This window comes from Ruegeria sp. D6, from assembly GCF_056534365.1.
Genome location: NZ_JBQFPH010000004.1, coordinates 76821 through 93872 on the forward strand (window position 1 = coordinate 76821; position 17052 = coordinate 93872).

Below are 17052 nucleotides of genomic sequence, written 5' to 3' on the forward strand. Positions count from 1 at the left end.
GTTTATCCCTGTTTAGGGACAAAACCCGCACGGTTCCAGAGCGTTAGGTCCAGTCCAGAACCACCTTGCCTGATTGACCGGATTTCATGGCCTTGAATCCCTGAGTAAAGTCATCGACTGCGAACTGGTGGGTGATTACGCGGCTGACATCCAGCCCGTTCTGCAACATGGCGATCATTTTGTACCAGGTCTCGAACATCTCGCGCCCATAGACACCCTTGATGGTGATAGCTTTGAACACGATGCGCGACCAGTCCACCGGAGATTTTCCGGGCGGAATCCCCAACAGTGCGATCTTGCCGCCCATCACCAGCGCTTCGACCATCTGGTCCAGCGCGGCTTGCGAGCCCGACATTTCAAGCCCGACATCAAAGCCCTGAGTCATGCCCAGTTCCGCGATGACATCCTGCAGATCCTCTTTGGACACATCAACTGTGCGTACCGTTGGTACCACGTGTTCGGCCAGTTTCAGGCGGTCGGGGTTGATATCGGTGATCACTACATGCCGGGCACCGGCATGACGGGCAACGGCGGCGGCCATGATGCCGATAGGGCCTGCGCCAGTAATCAATACGTCCTCGCCCAGCAGATCGAAGCTGAGTGCAGTGTGCACGGCATTGCCCAGCGGGTCGAGGATCGCCCCGATCTCATCCGGTACGTCGTCAGGCAGGGGCACCACGTTAAAGGCAGGCAGTTTCAGGTATTGCGCAAAGGCACCCTGTTCATTCACACCGATACCGCGCGTGCCGGGATCAAGGTGGAACTTGCCCGCACGGCTCTGGCGGCTGTCAGGGGTGATCAGATGCCCCTCGCCTGAACAGCGCTGGCCGACCGTCATCCCTGTCACGTTGCGACCCAATTCAACAATTTCACCCGCGAACTCGTGGCCGGTGATCATCGGGATCGGCACGGTGGCCGCAGCCCATTCATCCCAGTTCCAGATATGAATATCCGTGCCGCAAATCCCGGTCTTGTTGATGCGGATCAGAACCTCGTCGGGGCCGATCTCGGGTACTGGGGCCTGCACCATCCACAGACCTTCCTCGGGCTTGGATTTCTCAAGGGCTTTCATCGTGTTGGGCCGCATCAGATTATCCCCAATTCTTTGCCGACCCTGCCAAATGCCGCGAGCGCCCGGTCTAATTCGTCGCGTGTTAGAGCCGCATTCATCTGCGTTCTGATTCGGGCCTGACCACGCGGCACGACAGGGAAGAAAAAGCCCGAAACATAGACGCCTTCGTCAAACAATCGCGATGCCATATCCTGCGCCAGGGTCGCTTCACCCAGCATGACCGGGATGATCGGGTGTTCGCCCGGAAGTAGGTCGAAGCCCAGATTCTCTAACCCGGCGCGCCAGTACTTGGCATTGCCGAACAATTGGGCGCGCAGCATGTCACCTTCTTCAACCAGACGGATTGCCTCAAGCCCTGCGGCAACGATGGACGGCGGCAGCGAGTTTGAGAACAGATAGGGCCGCGCCCGCTGCCGCAGCAGGTCGATCACTGGCTGCGGCCCGGCGATATAACCGCCGATTGCCCCCCCAAGTGCCTTGCCCAGAGTTCCCGTCAGAATATCCACGTCGACGCCGAAGTGGTCCGGTGTGCCCGCTCCGTTTGGCCCCATAAAGCCGGTGGCGTGGCAGTCATCGACCATCACGATGGCGTCGTATTCGTCGGCCAGCTCGCGAATCTTCGGCAGATTGGCCAGATAGCCATCCATTGAGAACACGCCATCGGTTGCGATCATGATATGCCGCGCCCCGTCCTCGCGCGCTTGTTTCAGCCACGCTTCGAGGTCGTTCATGTCGTTGTTCATGTAGCGATAGCGTTTTGCCTTGCACAGCCGTACCCCGTCGATGATCGAGGCATGATTTAGACTGTCAGAGATGATGGCGTCTTCGGGCCCTAACAATGGCTCAAACAACCCGCCATTGGCGTCGAAGCAGGCAGCGAACAGAATTGAATCGTCCTTGTTCAGGAACTTTGCCAGCTTCTGCTCAAGTTCGCGATGAATGTCCTGCGTACCGCAGATGAACCGGACCGAGGCCATGCCGAACCCCTTGGGCTCCATGACGCCTTTGGCGGCGTTGATCAGCGCGGGGTGATCGGCCAAACCCAGATAGTTGTTGGCGCACAAGTTGATCACCTGCTTGTCGCCCACCGTAATCTCACCGCCCTGAGGCGAGGTGATCATCCGTTCGCGCTTGTACAGACCCTCTGCCTCAATCTGCGCGAGTGTATCCGAAATATGGGACAGGAATGCTTCAGCCATGGCGACCTCCGTTAATCTGAGTCGCACGTCTAACATAGCGGATGAAATTCCCAAATAGGAGAATTACAGTATTTGGGAAAAATATCCGTGAAGGCGGAATCTTGCCCGTTCAGGCGTTTTTTACGATCAGGAAAACGCGGGCCGGGTTTTCAGCGCTTATCGAATGCGTAATATCGGCGGCATACCGGGCGGTATCCCCTTGTTTCAGATCGCTGGATGCCGTTCCCGAAGTGACACGGACGGCGCCTTCCAGCACAGTCAGTTGCTCTCGTGCGCCGCGCGCATGAGGCTGGCTGTTCAGGCTCCCATTGGCCTGAAACTGAATATCATAGACCTCGTGTCCTCCGGCCTCTTCGGGGGGAGAGAGGATGCGAATCCGGCATTTCTCGCCCATATTGTCGATACTGGGCACTTCTGCTTGACGCAGCACTTCGATCTGGTCGGTCGTTTTGGCGTCTTCCAAAAGTCCGGCGAAATCCACCTGCAGAGCGCGTGTCAGGTTCCACAGGGTAGAAATTGTGGGGCTGCTTTCGCCACGCTCGATCTGGCTGACCATAGAACGGGAGACGCCGCTGAGGTTGGCGACCGCCTCAAGCGACAGGCCTTTGGCGCGGCGCGCCTCTTTCAATCGGGCGGGCAGGCGCGTCAGAATATCGTCTGTGTTTTCCGTCATGACGGAATCCATGGGTGTTGCGCAACGTAATGTCAATTCCGGCGTGACAGTGAGTCTAATATGAAGATCATGCTGCAGGTGCATAATGGGCGCGAGACTTGGAGGAGAAAACATGACGGACATAGTAATACTGGACGGTGCGCGCACAGCCATCGGGACCTTTGGCGGTGCGTTGGCCTCGACCGCTCCGATCGATCTGGCGACCGTGGCGACCGAGGCGGCAATGGAGCGTTCGGGCGTTGAAGGCGCGCAGATTGATCATGTTGTCTTTGGTCATGTGATCAACACCGAACCGCGCGACATGTATCTGTCGCGAGTCGCCGCAATGCAGGCAGGTATTCCGAACGGGACTCCGGCGATGAACGTGAACCGGCTGTGCGGTTCGGGGGCGCAGGCAGTAGTGTCGGCGGTGCAGGCGCTGATGCTAGGCGATGCCGAGTTTGCCGTGGCGGGCGGTGCCGAAAGCATGTCGCGCAGCCCTTATGTCGTACCGCAGGCCCGTTGGGGGGCGAAGATGGGCGATGTCAAATCGCTCGACATGATGCTGGGCGCGCTGAACTGCCCATTCGGCACCGGGCATATGGGGGTGACCGCCGAGAATGTGGCGGATGAACACCAGATCAGCCGCGAACAGATGGACGCGTTTGCGCTGACCAGCCAGACCCGTGCGGCTGCGGCGATTGAGGCCGGGTATTTCGACAGCCAAATCGCGCCGGTGCAGGTCAAGGTCAAGCGCGACAAGGTCGACTTCAAGGTCGATGAACATCCCAAGGCCACCACTGCCGAGGCGCTGGCCGGATTGCGCCCGGTATTCCAGAAAGATGGGCGGGTGACGGCAGGCAACGCCTCGGGCATCAATGACGGCGCGGCGGCGATGGTATTGGCGACAGTGGATGCTGCAGAAAAGGCGGGCTTGAAACCCAAAGCGCGCGTGATTGGCTATGCCCATGCCGGCGTGCGACCCGAGGTGATGGGTATCGGCCCGGTTCCAGCTGTGCAGAACCTGTTCGCAAAAACGGGTTTGTCTGCGGGTGATTTCGACGTGATCGAAAGCAACGAGGCGTTTGCGGCGCAAGCTCTGGCCGTCAATCAGGAATTGGGTCTGGACGCTGCAAAGGTGAATCCGAACGGTGGGGCTATTGCACTGGGCCATCCGGTGGGCGCCACAGGGGCGATTATCACGCTTAAGGCATTGTATGAGTTGGAGCGTATTGGCGGATCGAAAGGTCTGATCACCATGTGCATCGGCGGAGGTCAGGGGATTGCCCTCGCCATCGAGCGGCTCTGAGTTGGACCGGGGCAAGGGGGGGCTGTCTGCCCCCCATCGCGCCGGGGCGCGATTCCCCCCGAAGGTATTTTTGGCCAGATGAAGCGGTCGGGTTGGTTTAGCTGAGTGCGAAGATGACAAGCGTCGCGGCTATGCCTGCGGCCGCGCCGATCGCTGCTGGCAGAAGGTTTGCGATGAAACCCGGTGTCTTTGGGTCGTCTTTTTGGGTCTGGGCAATCAGGGCATTTTCCACCAGACCGGGCAAGCGGGGACCGAAACGGGCAAGCACCAGGGCGGTTTTACCGAAATCGCGCAGGGCGGCGCGGGGGCCGATGGATTGTTTGATGTAATCCTCGACCACCGGTCGGGCGACCTCCCAGATGTTCATGTGATCATCAAGCGAGCGGGCGACGCCTTCGACCACCACCATGGTGCGTTGCAGCAGGATCAGCTCGGTGCGGGTTTCCATGCCAAAGCGTTCAGTGACTTCGAACAGGTAGCTCAGCAGCCGACCCATCGAGATATGGGTGGCGTCCATGCCGAAGATCGGCTCACCTACCGCGCGCAAGGCGCGGGCGAATTCGTCGACGTCCTGATTGGCAGGCACATAGCCTGCTTCGAAATGGACTTCAGCCACGCGTTTATAGTCGCGGCGGATGAAACCAAAGAGAATCTCGGCATAGACCCGGCGAGTGTATTCATCGATATGGCCCATGATGCCGTAGTCATAGGCGATAATGTCCCCGTTCGCAGCGACCTTGAGGTTGCCTTGGTGCATGTCGGCGTGAAAATAGCCGTCGCGAAGCGCGTGCAACAGGAACAGGCGGAGCACGCGCTCAGCCAGATCGCGGCGATTATGTCCGGCAGCGTCCAGCGCGTTGTTATCTCCCAAGGGAATGCCATCAGCCCAGCTGAGCGTCATGACGCGGCGGGCGGATAGCGACCAGACCACCGGGGGCAGCCAGAATCCAGCATCATCCTTGGTATTGGCAGCGTATTCCGAGGCGGCGGCGCTTTCCAGACGCAGGTCCAACTCGCCGCGTACTACGCCGTCGAAATGCTCGATCACTTCCATCGGGCGTAGTCGGCGCGCTCCGGGGGCGCAAAGTTGTACCATACGCGCGGCGAAATAGAACGCGTCTACATCCTTGCGGAAGGCGCGCTCGATACCCGGTCTCAGGACTTTGACAGCAACGTCTTCGCCTGTGCTGGTCAGCTTGGCCTTGTGAACCTGAGCAATCGAGGCAGCGGCGATGGGTTCACTGAACTCACTGAATATCTCTGACGTCGGTTGGCCTAACTCTTTCTCGACCTCTGCCATTGCTTCAGCTTTGGAAAAGGGCGGCAGCTTGTCTTGCAGAACACGCAATTGCTCGGCCAGCTCATTTCCCACCACGTCGGGGCGGGTCGAAAGCACCTGCCCGAATTTGATGTAAGCCGGACCTAATGCGGTCAGGGCACGGGTGGCGGGCGGCATCTCGGGGTCGCCCTTGTAGCCCAGCCATTGGAACGGTTTGCCCAGCGTATGCGCCAGAATACGTACGGCGCGCGGTGCCTCGAATGCATCCAATACGACGTTCATGGCACCGGTACGTTCCAGTGTGGCGCCTGTGCGGATCAGGCGGATGATGTTGTGAGGGCCGCGCATCTAGATCTTCCAGCCAGAATGCAGTGCGGCAATGCCCATGCTCAGGTTGCGGTATTTGGCGTTTTCGAACCCGGCGGTGCGGACCATGTTCAGGAATGTCTCCTGATCCGGGAACTTGCGGATCGACTCCACCAGATACTGGTAGCTGTCGTAGTCATTGGCGATCAGCTTGCCCATGCGCGGGATGACGTTGAAGCTGTAGAGATCATAGAGCTTTTGCAGCCCGTCATTGGGTAGTTGGCTGAATTCCAGTACCATCAGGCGTCCACCGGGTTTCAACACGCGGAAGGCTTCGTTCAGCGCCTCTTGCGGGCGGGTGACGTTCCGGATGCCGAAGGAGATGGTGTAGACGTCGAAGGTGTTATCCTCAAAGGGCAGCGCCATCGCATCGCCCACCACCCAATTCAGGCTGTCGGACATCTGGTCGGCCTCGGCGCGCTGGCGGCCCTCGACCAGCATCGGCTCGGTCAGGTCCAGCACGGTAGCATGGCCGTGGCCTGCGCGCTTCAGAAAGCGGAACGAGATATCGCCGGTGCCGCCCGCCACATCCAGAAGCCGCTGACCGGCGCGCGGGGCAAGCCAGTCCATCATCGCGTCTTTCCAGACCCGGTGGATGCCCATCGACATCACGTCGTTCATCACGTCGTATTTCGAGGCGACCGAATTGAACACGCCCTGTACGCGGCCGGCTTTTTCAGCCTCGCGCACGGTTTCGAACCCGAAATGGGTGGTCTTGTCGTTTGTGTCGGGCATTTGCCTTGCCGTTTGTCGAATTTCGCCTCTGTTATAGGGCGATAAGAGGCGGGCACAATGCGGCCCTTTGGAATAGGAGCCCTGTAATGCCCGAATTGCCCGAGGTCGAGACAGTAAGACGCGGCCTGAGCCCTGCAATGGAGGGCGCAGTGATCGAAAGGGCGGATGTGAATCGCCCCGATTTGCGTTGGCCTTTCCCGGCTCGCATGGCCGAGCGGCTGACGGGGCAACGGGTGGATCGGCTGCGGCGACGGTCGAAGTACATTCTGGCGGATCTCAGCAGTGCCGAGACGTTGTTGATCCATCTGGGCATGTCGGGGCGGATGACGGTCTCTGGCGATCCGCTCGGACAGTATGCGCATGAGCATCCGATGGCGCAGAAACATGATCACGTGGTGTTTCATATGGCTAATGGCGCACGCATCACCTTCAACGATCCGCGCCGGTTCGGGGCAATGGACCTGCTGCCGACGGCAACGGCGGAGCAGCACAAGCTGCTATCGGTTCTGGGTCCTGAACCGTTGGGTAATGATTTTCACGAACAGCACCTGATAGACGCCTTCAAAGGCAAGAACAGCCCGGTCAAATCAGCGTTGTTGGATCAGGGAATCGTTGCCGGTTTGGGTAATATTTACGTCTGCGAAGCGCTTTATCGCGGCAAGGTGTCGCCACGTCGCAAAGCCGGACAGATTTCTGCGCCACGCGTTGCGGCCCTTGTGCCGATCATCAGAAAAGTGTTGCAGGACGCGATTGAAGCGGGTGGGTCATCGCTGCGTGATTTCCGCCAAGCCGATGGAGAACTTGGATATTTTCAACACAGTTTCGACGTCTACGGCCGCGAAGGAGAGCCTTGTCGAACCGAGGGTTGTGGCGCTGAAATCAAGAGAATCACCCAGTCCGGTCGCTCATCCTTCTATTGCGCGCAATGCCAAAGATAACTTGATCCAGCGAAATCGCGTGATAAGGAATCGTACCTGAACGGAACAACCGGAAGCTTACACCTCATGGCTTTTGAGACGATCATCGTCGAAATCGAAGACCACGTCGCCCTTATCAAGCTCAACCGCCCCGATGCGATGAACGCGCTGAACACCCAGTTGCTGGGTGAGCTGTGCGAGGCGCTGGAAGATGCGGATAGCAATGACAAAGTGCGCTGCATCGTCATCACCGGCTCGGACAAGGCCTTTGCCGCCGGTGCGGACATTAAGGAAATGTCCGAGATGAGTTTTGTCGATGTATTCGACGTCAATCTGTTTGCAGACGCCAACGATAGGGTTTCCGCGATCCGTAAACCTATCATCGCTGCCGTTGCCGGTTACGCGCTGGGCGGCGGCTGTGAACTGGCGATGCTGTGCGATTTCATCATCGCTGCCGACACCGCCAAGTTCGGCCAGCCCGAGATCAATCTGGGCGTCATCGCGGGGCTTGGTGGCAGTCAGCGTCTGACCCGCTTCGTTGGTAAGTCCAAATCGATGGACATGAACCTGACAGGCCGCTTCATGGACGCGGAAGAGGCCGAGCGCGCCGGATTGGTAAGTCGGGTTGTGCCCGCCAAAAAGCTGATCGAAGAGGCAACCGGTGCGGCGCAGAAGATTGCAGAGAAATCGCAGATCACGGCCATCGCGGCCAAAGAGGCTGTGAACCGCAGCTATGAGCTGCCGCTGAGCGAAGGCATGCTGTTTGAGCGTCGGGTGTTCCATTCGATGTTCGCGACAGAGGACCAGAAAGAAGGCATGGCCGCGTTTCTGGAAAAACGTGCGGCTCAGTTCCGCGACAAGTGATCATAATCGTCGCTTAGTGATATTAGGCGGGCAGACCCCGCCTTTTTCCCTCATCACATACTGGAAGAATCAGCTTGGCAAACCTGCCAAACTTGGATAGAGACCGCCGTCATACATGCGCGTGCGGCCCGCTTGGCCCGACTCACACTCGTGATTTCTGATCCGGTGCGGATATGTCCGTGGCGCACAACCCAAGATAACCGTACCGAACAAAAGGTCAGAGACACATGGCAAATTCGCCCCAGGCAAAGAAACGCGCCCGTCAGAACGAAAAGCGCTTCGCCGTCAACAAAGCGCGTCGTTCGCGCATCCGTACCCACCTGCGCAAAGTTGAAGAAGCGATCGCATCCGGCGACAAGGACGCGGCTACCGCAGCCCTGCGCGCCGCTCAGCCCGAGTTGATGCGTGGCGTCACCAAAGGCGTCTTCCACAAGAACACCGCTGCCCGCAAAATGTCGCGCCTGTCGGCGCGCGTCAAAGCGCTGGGCTGATTCTTTGGGAAAACGCGTCAAGCGTTGATTTGCGAAAAAGGCGTCGCTGATTGCGACGCCTTTTTCATTGTTGCCGGAAAGCCGCGTCTTCACGAAGCCGAGAGATTCTTTCGCCCAGAACCCCGAGTCAATATCAGAGTTTCGTTGCCCGGACCCTTGGGCTCTTGCTACGACTTAATCAGCGATTCACTCGCTTGGGGGGACAGGCTGTTCCAAGGATCTGACCGACGGGCATCGGAAAGATTTAGGAACGAATGTTCGAAAGCTGGCTTCGGTCAGTTGGACGATCTGCTCTGGGTCTCGGGTTAGCCGAAGATCCTGGCCCTGTCGATAAATTGGAATATCATGCGCATCCCGGATTCCGGGTGTGCCCCCATTTTGGGGCCGTGCTGTATTGGACTGCGATGATATTCGAGCGTACCCGCCAGACCATCAGGTTTGGCGAAACGTTCCCTTGTGTGTGAGCGCCATAAAGGCCCGTAATTCGGGACACATTAAAAAAGGCCTTAAGGCCAATAATGAATGGGATGCGTGAGGCGCCGAATGACACAAGAGAAATGGGGACAACTGCGTAGCAAATTGATGAAGGCGGTTGGGAAGAACAATTTTACCACCTGGATTGAACCCTTGGAGTTTCAGGAGTTGCAGGATGGTGTAGCGGTGTTCTCGGTGCCGACCAACTTCATGGGCAACTATGTCAGTCAGAATTTTGCGGACCTTATTCTCTATGAGCTGAACACATCGGGCGAAAAGGTTCAGCGCTTGGCGTTTCGCACAGCGGCCAATTCGTCAGCCCGTCCCACATTGGTGGAAGAGCCCAAGCCATCTCCCGCGCCAGAAACCCGGCCCGCTGTTACAGATACAGCCAACGATGCGCTTGAAGCACTACAGGCTGCGCCACTGGATGCACGGTTTACCTTTGATAGCTTTGTTGTTGGCAAACCCAACGAACTTGCACATGCCGCAGCTCGCCGCGTATCCGAGGGCGGACCGGTAACTTTCAATCCGCTTGTTCTTTACGGTGGTGTTGGACTGGGTAAAACCCACCTGATGCACGCGATTGCGTGGGAGTTGAAAACCAAGCACCCCGAGTTGAATGTGCTTTATCTGTCAGCAGAACAGTTCATGTATCGCTTTGTGCAGGCTTTGCGTGAACGCCGCATGATGGATTTCAAGCACTTGTTCCGTTCGGTCGATGTGCTGATGGTCGATGACGTGCAGTTCATCGCTGGCAAGGATTCGACGCAGGAAGAGTTTTTCCACACGTTCAACGCGCTGGTGGATCAGAACAAGCAGATCATCATCTCGGCCGACCGCGCGCCGGGCGAGATCAAGGACCTTGAAGACCGCGTAAAGTCACGCCTGCAATGTGGCCTTGTCGTCGATCTTCATCCCACAGACTACGAATTGCGTCTGGGAATCCTGCAGAACAAAGTGCAGCAGTACAGCAGCACCTATCCCGATCTGACCATTGCTGATGGTGTATTGGAATTCCTTGCACACCGCATCTCGACCAATGTGCGCGTGCTGGAAGGGGCGCTGACCCGCTTGTTCGCCTTTGCCTCGCTGGTCGGGCGCGAGATCGATATGGAGCTGACGCAGGATTGTCTGGCCGATGTACTGCGCGCCTCCGAGCGTAAGATCACGGTCGAAGAGATTCAGCGCAAGGTCTCGGATTATTACAACATCCGCCTCAGCGATATCATCGGCCCTAAACGCCTGCGGTCCTATGCGCGTCCGCGTCAGGTGGCGATGTATCTGTGCAAGCAACTGACCAGTCGGTCGCTGCCTGAGATTGGCCGTCGATTTGGCGGGCGCGACCACACCACGGTCATGCATGGCGTGAAGCGCATCGAAGAGCTGAAGTTGACCGATGGCCAGATTGCCGAAGATGTTGAGATGCTGCGCCGGGCCTTGGAAGCCTAAACCGCACTGAATCCTTGAAAAACACCCCGGACTATTGCGTTCGGGGTGTTTTCTTGTGCGCTATTGTCCACGGTTGAGAATGATCTGGAGTGTTTCACGCGCGCTGCTCTTGACCACCGAGGCAATCCGACCCAGAAATCCGTAAAAAATCCTTGTGCCTCAGGGCTGAGACGCTAACGTGCCAGTCCCGCCTATTTCGGCACGCAAGTCAAAGGAACAGAGGGTATGAAGATCAGCATCGAACGCGGCACCCTTCTCAAGGCCGTTTCGCAGGCCCAGTCAGTTGTCGAACGTCGCAACACGATTCCCATACTTGCCAACGTGCTGATCGAGGCCGAAGGCGATCAGGCGCTGTTTCGTGCCACCGATCTGGACATCGAAGTGGTCGACAAGGCCCCCGCGCAAGTCGAGAAAGCGGGCGCTACGACTGTTGCGGCCACAACGCTACATGAGATCGTACGCAAGCTGCCCGATGGGGCGCTGGTGACCCTGACCGCAGATAGTGCAGCTGGGCGGTTGACCGTGGAAGCGGGGCGCTCGAATTTTTCTCTGGCGACGCTGCCGAAAGAAGATTTCCCGGTTATGGCGTCTTCAGAATACCAATCGAACTTTACGGCGTCGGCGGCATTGTTGCGCCGGCTGTTCGATAAATCGAAGTTTGCCATTTCCACGGAAGAGACGAGATATTATTTGAACGGCGTTTACATGCACGTTGCGGATGGTTCCGAGGGCGGCAAGGTATTGCGTTGCGTGGCGACTGATGGTCACCGCTTGGCACGGATCGATGCGGATCTGCCGGATGGTGCAGCGGATATGCCGGGCGTGATCGTGCCCCGCAAAACCGTGGGCGAACTGCGCAAGCTGCTGGATGATGACGAGATGGACATCGCCGTCTCGGTCAGTGAAACCAAGGTGCGGTTTGCAACGCCTGACATCACGCTCACCTCGAAAGTGATCGACGGAACGTTCCCGGATTACACACGTGTCATCCCGCAAGGTAACACGCGCAAGTTAGAAGTGGACGCGGCTGAATTCGCGCAGGCCGTGGATCGTGTGGCGACAGTTTCGTCCGAGCGGTCGCGGGCCGTCAAACTGCAGTTGGATGCGGATAAGCTGATTCTGTCAGTGAATGCACCCGACAGTGGTGCGGCTGAGGAAGAGCTGGCAGTTGCTTACGGGGATGAGCGCCTGGAGATCGGGTTCAACGCTAAATACCTGCTCGAAATCGCGTCTCAGGTGGATCGTGAAAATGCGGTGTTTATGTTCAACTCGGCGGGTGATCCGACACTGATGCGCGAAGGCAACGACCAAAGCGCAGTATACGTCGTAATGCCGATGCGCGTCTGATTGCCTCGACTGGGTGATCTCTAACGAAAGAGAGGGGTCATGGGATTGGCCCTGACCGAGCTTACGGTCTCGCATTTTCGGTCTCATAAGCTGGCGCGCCTGTCGTTGGACGGGCGGCCAGTGGCGATCCATGGGCCGAACGGTGCCGGTAAGACCAACATCCTGGAAGCGGTTTCTCTGTTTTCACCCGGGCGCGGGATGCGGCGGGCAAGCGCCGCTGAGATGACACGGCGCCCCGAGGCGCTGGGGTGGAAGCTGATTGGGCTATTGAATGCGCAAGGACAGAATTTCGAGATTGAAACCTGGTCCGAAGGTGGTGCGGCGCGGCAAGTGCGGATTGATGAGAAAACATCAAGCCAGATTGAATTGGGAAAGCTGGCGCGGGTAGTTTGGTTAATCCCATCGATGGACCGTCTCTGGATCGAAGGGGCTGAAGGGCGGCGGCGGTTCCTCGACCGGATTGCGCTGAGTTTTGATCCGGCACATGCCGAGGCATCTCTGACCTATGAAAAAGCGATGCGCGAGCGGAACCGGTTGCTGAAAGAACAAGTTCGCGATGCCCATTGGTACGCGGCGCTGGAAGGGCAGATGGCCGAGATGGGGCATCGCATCCACGCCGCGCGGTTGAGTGCGTTGGAGTATCTGCGCTCAGCACAGGATAAAGCTGAGACGGCCTTTCCGTCAGCGGATCTTGAATTGGTTCAAACCGAAGGTGCAATGCCTGAGACGGCGGAAGACTTGCGAGAAGCTTTGGATGAAAGCCGGTTTCGCGATCTGGCCGCCGGGCGGACTTTGGTCGGCCCGCATCGATCAGACCTGTATGGTGTATATTCCGCCAAGGGCGTTCCAGCCAAAGATTGCTCGACCGGTGAACAGAAAGCACTGCTGGTGTCGTTGATCCTATCAAACGCGCGAGCGTTGGCGGAGATGGTTGGAGCACCTCCTATTGTATTGCTGGATGAGGTGGCCGCGCATCTGGATGCGGGTCGGCGCGCTGCGTTGTATGATGAGATTTGTGCGCTGGGTGCACAGGCCTGGATGACGGGCACCGGGCCTGAGCTATTTGCGGAATTGGGGGATCGAGCCCAAACACTGGTCGTTACCGAAGGCGACGAGGGCTCGGTCGTCAGCGTTTAGGCAGGCTCGCCGACTTTGCGTTCCCAAAGGAAGCCGCGCATCACTTCGTCGACCGGGGTTTTGGCCATGTGGTTGACGTAGTTCGACATGGTTTTTTGTGCCAGACCCAGTACGACATCCAGGACCGCACGGTGGGAATAGCCAGCGTCAAAGAAGGCCTGCAGCTGTTCCTCAGTCGGGTTTCCACGGGTTTCCATCACTTGCAGGGTAAAGGTGCGTAGCGCTTCCAGCTTGGCCGTGGGCAGCGGAGTTTCGTTGCGCAGCGCCTCGGTGATCTCGTCAGAGACTTTCATCATCTTTGCGATGCCGGTATGCGCAGGCACACAGTAATGGCATTCGTTTTCGACATTGATGGTTTGCCAGACAACGGTTTTTTCGTCGTTGTTGAAATCGGTCTGCAGAAACAGGCCGTGCAGAACCTGATAGCCTTCCAGATGCTGGGGGCTTTCGGCCATTACTTTATGAAGACCGGGCAGGCGGCCGAATGCAGCCTGAGATTTCTCAAGCAGCGGCTTGGACCCTTCCGGGGCGGTTTCTAGGTCGTGAGACGGGAAATTGGCCATGTCAAAACTCCTGTTTCTGGCGCGATGAGTCGTATTTAGGGTTTCTTGAGCGATCACTCAAGTATATATTTGAGCGAACGTTCAAGAATTGGTGAAACGATGCCCCGCAAACCCTCATATGACCGAGACGCGCTTATCGCGCAGGCGCGAGATATTTTCTGGCGTCACGGCTGGGCGGGGACGTCGCTTAAGGATCTCGAGCGAGAGCTGAAGCTGAAACCGGGCAGCTTCTACGCGGCATTCGGGTCGAAAGATGCGCTCTACGCCCTGGCGTTAGAGCGGTATACTCAGGAAGGGGTTGCCAATATGAAGGCTTTGGCGCAGGAATTGGGCCCGCTTGGTGCTCTTAAGGTGCAACCTCGTCGTGTGATCGAGGCGTCGGAACTGCCAACAAAAGCCTGCATGTTGGCGAAGACTTATGCGGAATTGCAAGCCAAAGACCATGATTTGGCTGATCAGGCGCAAACCCACATGGCTGACATGAAAGCTTGTTTTGCGGACCTCTTTCGCAGCGCGCAGAAGGCCGGAGAAATCGCGCCAAGTCATGACCCGGATCGCTTGGCGGCGCGCTATCAATCCGACCTTCTGGGGTTGCGATTGTCAGCCGAACGGGACGATGTGAACGCGGCAGAAATCGCCGAGGATATTGCAGCAGACCTTGATCGGCTTTGATCCGCAAATTAAGCGGATCAGAACCACAAAATATGGGGGGAGCGCGTGACAATCCCCACCAGAAAACGTATAAGTTACCAAAATAATATAGGTACTAACGGCATGTCCGAAGACGCACAGGCACCCCAAGAATACGGCGCTGATTCCATCAAAGTTCTCAAAGGCTTAGAGGCAGTTCGCAAACGTCCCGGTATGTATATCGGGGATACGGATGATGGTTCGGGTCTGCACCATATGGTGTACGAGGTTGTCGATAACGGAATTGACGAGGCACTGGCCGGTCATGCCGACCATGTGACTGTAAAAATTCACGCGGATTCCAGCGTTTCGGTCAGCGACAATGGACGTGGAATCCCGGTGGATATCCACCCCGAGGAAGGCGTTTCAGCGGCTGAAGTCATCATGACCCAACTGCACGCTGGCGGTAAGTTCGACAGCAACTCGTACAAGGTGTCAGGCGGTCTGCATGGAGTGGGCGTCTCGGTGGTGAATGCGCTATCCGATTGGCTGGAACTGCGCATTTGGCGGGCCGGCAAAGAACATGTGGCACGTTTTGAGGGCGGTGAGACGGCGGAACATCTGAAAGTCGTCGGCGAGTGCGGTGATCGCACGGGAACCGAGGTACGGTTTCTGGCCTCGACCAACACGTTCTCGAATCTCGAATACTCGTTTGAGACGCTGGAAAAGCGCTTGCGCGAGCTGGCTTTCCTGAACTCAGGCGTGCGGATTATTCTGATCGACGAACGCCCTGCTGAGCGGCTGGAAACCGAACTGTTCTACGAGGGTGGCGTCAAAGAGTTTGTCAAATATCTCGACCGGTCCAAGACCCCGGCGATGCCCGAACCGATTTATATCAAGGGCGAGCGTGACGATATCGGCGTGGAAATCGCGATGTGGTGGAACGACAGTTATCATGAGACCGTGCTGCCCTTCACCAATAACATCCCGCAGCGCGATGGCGGCACCCATGTGGCTGGCTTCCGTGGTGCACTGACCCGGACGATCAACAACTATGCTCAGTCCAGCGGGATCGCGAAGAAGGAAAAGGTCAGCTTTACCGGTGACGATGCACGCGAAGGACTGACCTGCGTGCTATCGGTGAAAGTGCCCGACCCGAAATTCTCGTCCCAGACCAAGGACAAGCTGGTCAGCTCTGAGGTTCGCCCGGCGGTCGAAGGTCTGATGAACGAGAAGCTGGCTGAATGGTTCGAAGAGAACCCGAATGAGGCTAAGGGGATTGTCGGTAAGATCATCGAGGCGGCTTTAGCGCGCGAGGCCGCCCGTAAAGCTCGCGAATTGACCCGCCGCAAGACTGCGATGGATGTGAACTATCTGGCTGGTAAGCTGAAGGATTGCTCTGAAAAAGATCCGTCCAAGACTGAAGTTTTCCTGGTCGAGGGGGACTCGGCTGGTGGTTCTGCCCAGACCGGTCGGGATCGGCTGACTCAGGCTGTTCTGCCTTTGCGTGGCAAAATCTTGAACGTGGAACGGGCGCGGTTTGACCGGATGTTGTCGAGCCAAGAGATCGGTAACCTCGTGATGGCGTTGGGCACCGGCATTGGCCGCGACGAATTCAACATCGAAAAACTGCGTTACCACAAAATCGTCATTATGACGGACGCAGATGTTGACGGCGCGCATATCCGCACCCTCTTGTTGACCTTCTTCTACCGGCAAATGCCAGAGTTGATCGAGGGCGGGTATCTCTACATCGCTCAACCACCGCTATACAAGGTTTCTAGAGGTAAATCAGAGGTTTATTTGAAGGACCAGGCTGCGCTGGATGATTATTTGATCAATCAGGGCGTCGAAGGCGCAGTACTTAAATTAGGCTCGGGCGAGGAAATCATCGGCCAGGACCTGACCCGCGTAGTGGATGAAGCGCGCCAGCTGAAGCGTGTGCTGGACGCCTTCCCAACGCATTATCCACGCCATATTCTGGAGCAGGCGGCTGTAGCCGGTGCTTTCGTGCCCGGCGCTGTTGATGCCGATTTGCAGGGCGTGGCCGACAAGGTCGCGGCGCGCCTTGACTTGATTGCACTGGAATACGAACGCGGCTGGCAAGGCCGCATCACACAGGATCACGGCATCCGCCTCGCGCGCATCCTGCGCGGTGTGGAAGAAGTGCGCACACTGGACGGCCCCATGTTGCGCTCGGGTGAGGCCCGTAAAACCGGCAGTTTCACCCAGAGCCTGCAAGAGGTCTACAACACCCCCGCAACGTTGGTGCGTCGTGATCGGGGTCAAGTCATACACGGCCCGCTCGACCTGCTGCGCGCGATTCTGGAAGAAGGCGAAAAGGGCTTGTCGCTGCAACGCTACAAAGGTTTGGGAGAGATGAACCCCGATCAACTCTGGGAAACAACGCTGGACCCGGACGCGCGGACCCTGTTGCAGGTACGCGTGGATGATATGGTCGAGGCCGATGATCTGTTCACCAAACTCATGGGTGATGTGGTGGAGCCGCGTCGTGAATTCATTCAAAAGAATGCTCTGAGCGTGGAGAATTTGGATTTTTGAGCG

15 protein-coding genes are annotated in these 17052 nt (G+C 57.6%); 9 read left to right on the forward strand and 6 right to left on the reverse strand.

All coding sequences use genetic code 11. The annotated features are described in order from the left end of the window. Window positions 1–43 precede the first annotated feature (43 nt). The 3 genes from tdh to ACR0A1_RS14490 form a co-directional block, all read right to left on the reverse strand. Complete coding sequence (gene tdh, locus ACR0A1_RS14480; protein ID WP_170515826.1) at window positions 44–1072, reverse strand: L-threonine 3-dehydrogenase; 1029 nt, start codon at window positions 1070–1072, stop codon at window positions 44–46. A gap of 14 nt (window positions 1073–1086) precedes the next feature. Continuing rightward, window positions 1087–2271: a glycine C-acetyltransferase gene (locus tag ACR0A1_RS14485; RefSeq protein ID WP_480868092.1), complete on the reverse strand. Its 1185-nt coding sequence runs from the start codon at window positions 2269–2271 to the stop codon at window positions 1087–1089. A gap of 109 nt (window positions 2272–2380) precedes the next feature. Beyond that, complete coding sequence (locus ACR0A1_RS14490) at window positions 2381–2944, reverse strand: helix-turn-helix domain-containing protein (RefSeq protein ID WP_170395365.1); 564 nt, start codon at window positions 2942–2944, stop codon at window positions 2381–2383. A gap of 112 nt (window positions 2945–3056) precedes the next feature. Here ACR0A1_RS14490 and ACR0A1_RS14495 point away from each other — a divergent pair, with 112 nt between their 5' ends. Then, window positions 3057–4232, forward strand: coding sequence for an acetyl-CoA C-acyltransferase family protein (locus ACR0A1_RS14495; RefSeq protein ID WP_480562717.1), 1176 nt, complete (start codon window positions 3057–3059; stop codon window positions 4230–4232). A gap of 97 nt (window positions 4233–4329) precedes the next feature. Here the strand turns inward: ACR0A1_RS14495 and ubiB are convergent, their stop codons facing one another. Then, complete coding sequence (gene ubiB, locus ACR0A1_RS14500) at window positions 4330–5859, reverse strand: 2-polyprenylphenol 6-hydroxylase (RefSeq protein WP_170515664.1); 1530 nt, start codon at window positions 5857–5859, stop codon at window positions 4330–4332. Continuing rightward, the gene (gene ubiE, locus ACR0A1_RS14505; RefSeq protein ID WP_480868095.1) at window positions 5860–6612 is read right to left on the reverse strand and encodes a bifunctional demethylmenaquinone methyltransferase/2-methoxy-6-polyprenyl-1,4-benzoquinol methylase UbiE; all 753 of its coding nucleotides are present in this window, start codon (window positions 6610–6612) and stop codon (window positions 5860–5862) included. 86 nt (window positions 6613–6698) lie between these two features. Between ubiE and mutM the strand changes: the two genes are divergently transcribed. The 6 genes from mutM (at window position 6699) to recF (ending at window position 13294) form a co-directional block, all read left to right on the forward strand. Continuing rightward, window positions 6699–7550, forward strand: coding sequence for a bifunctional DNA-formamidopyrimidine glycosylase/DNA-(apurinic or apyrimidinic site) lyase (mutM, locus tag ACR0A1_RS14510; protein ID WP_170408657.1), 852 nt, complete (start codon window positions 6699–6701; stop codon window positions 7548–7550). Window positions 7551–7616: 66 nt separating this feature from the next. Continuing rightward, window positions 7617–8393 (forward strand): enoyl-CoA hydratase, encoded by a 777-nt coding sequence (locus tag ACR0A1_RS14515; RefSeq protein WP_170395375.1) that lies wholly within the window; start codon window positions 7617–7619, stop codon window positions 8391–8393. Window positions 8394–8620: 227 nt separating this feature from the next. After that, entirely contained in the window at window positions 8621–8884 is a 264-nt protein-coding gene (gene rpsT / locus ACR0A1_RS14520) for a 30S ribosomal protein S20 (RefSeq protein WP_010442545.1), read from the forward strand. A 543-nt stretch (window positions 8885–9427) separates the two neighbouring features. Next, the gene (gene dnaA / locus ACR0A1_RS14525; protein WP_170408656.1) at window positions 9428–10810 is read left to right on the forward strand and encodes a chromosomal replication initiator protein DnaA; all 1383 of its coding nucleotides are present in this window, start codon (window positions 9428–9430) and stop codon (window positions 10808–10810) included. A 225-nt stretch (window positions 10811–11035) separates the two neighbouring features. Beyond that, window positions 11036–12157, forward strand: a complete 1122-nt coding sequence (dnaN, locus tag ACR0A1_RS14530) for a DNA polymerase III subunit beta (protein ID WP_170515339.1) — start codon at window positions 11036–11038, stop codon at window positions 12155–12157. 39 nt (window positions 12158–12196) lie between these two features. After that, window positions 12197–13294 (forward strand): DNA replication/repair protein RecF, encoded by a 1098-nt coding sequence (recF, locus tag ACR0A1_RS14535; RefSeq protein WP_170515653.1) that lies wholly within the window; start codon window positions 12197–12199, stop codon window positions 13292–13294. Here the strand turns inward: recF and ACR0A1_RS14540 are convergent. Further along, a complete protein-coding gene (locus ACR0A1_RS14540; RefSeq protein ID WP_170423365.1) occupies window positions 13291–13857 on the reverse strand; it encodes a carboxymuconolactone decarboxylase family protein in 567 nt (188 codons plus the stop codon). The two genes, recF and ACR0A1_RS14540, sit on opposite strands and share 4 nt — an antisense overlap. Before the next feature lie 99 nt (window positions 13858–13956). Here ACR0A1_RS14540 and ACR0A1_RS14545 point away from each other — a divergent pair, with 99 nt between their 5' ends. Together ACR0A1_RS14545 and gyrB are read left to right on the forward strand one after the other, a co-directional pair. Continuing rightward, window positions 13957–14529 carry a TetR/AcrR family transcriptional regulator gene (locus ACR0A1_RS14545; protein WP_170395383.1) on the forward strand — a complete coding sequence of 191 codons (573 nt, stop codon included), beginning with the start codon at window positions 13957–13959 and terminating at the stop codon, window positions 14527–14529. Window positions 14530–14631: 102 nt separating this feature from the next. After that, on the forward strand, window positions 14632–17049 hold the full coding sequence (gene gyrB / locus ACR0A1_RS14550) for a DNA topoisomerase (ATP-hydrolyzing) subunit B (RefSeq protein ID WP_170395385.1): 2418 nt from the start codon (window positions 14632–14634) through the stop codon (window positions 17047–17049). Window positions 17050–17052: the final 3 nt, after the last annotated feature.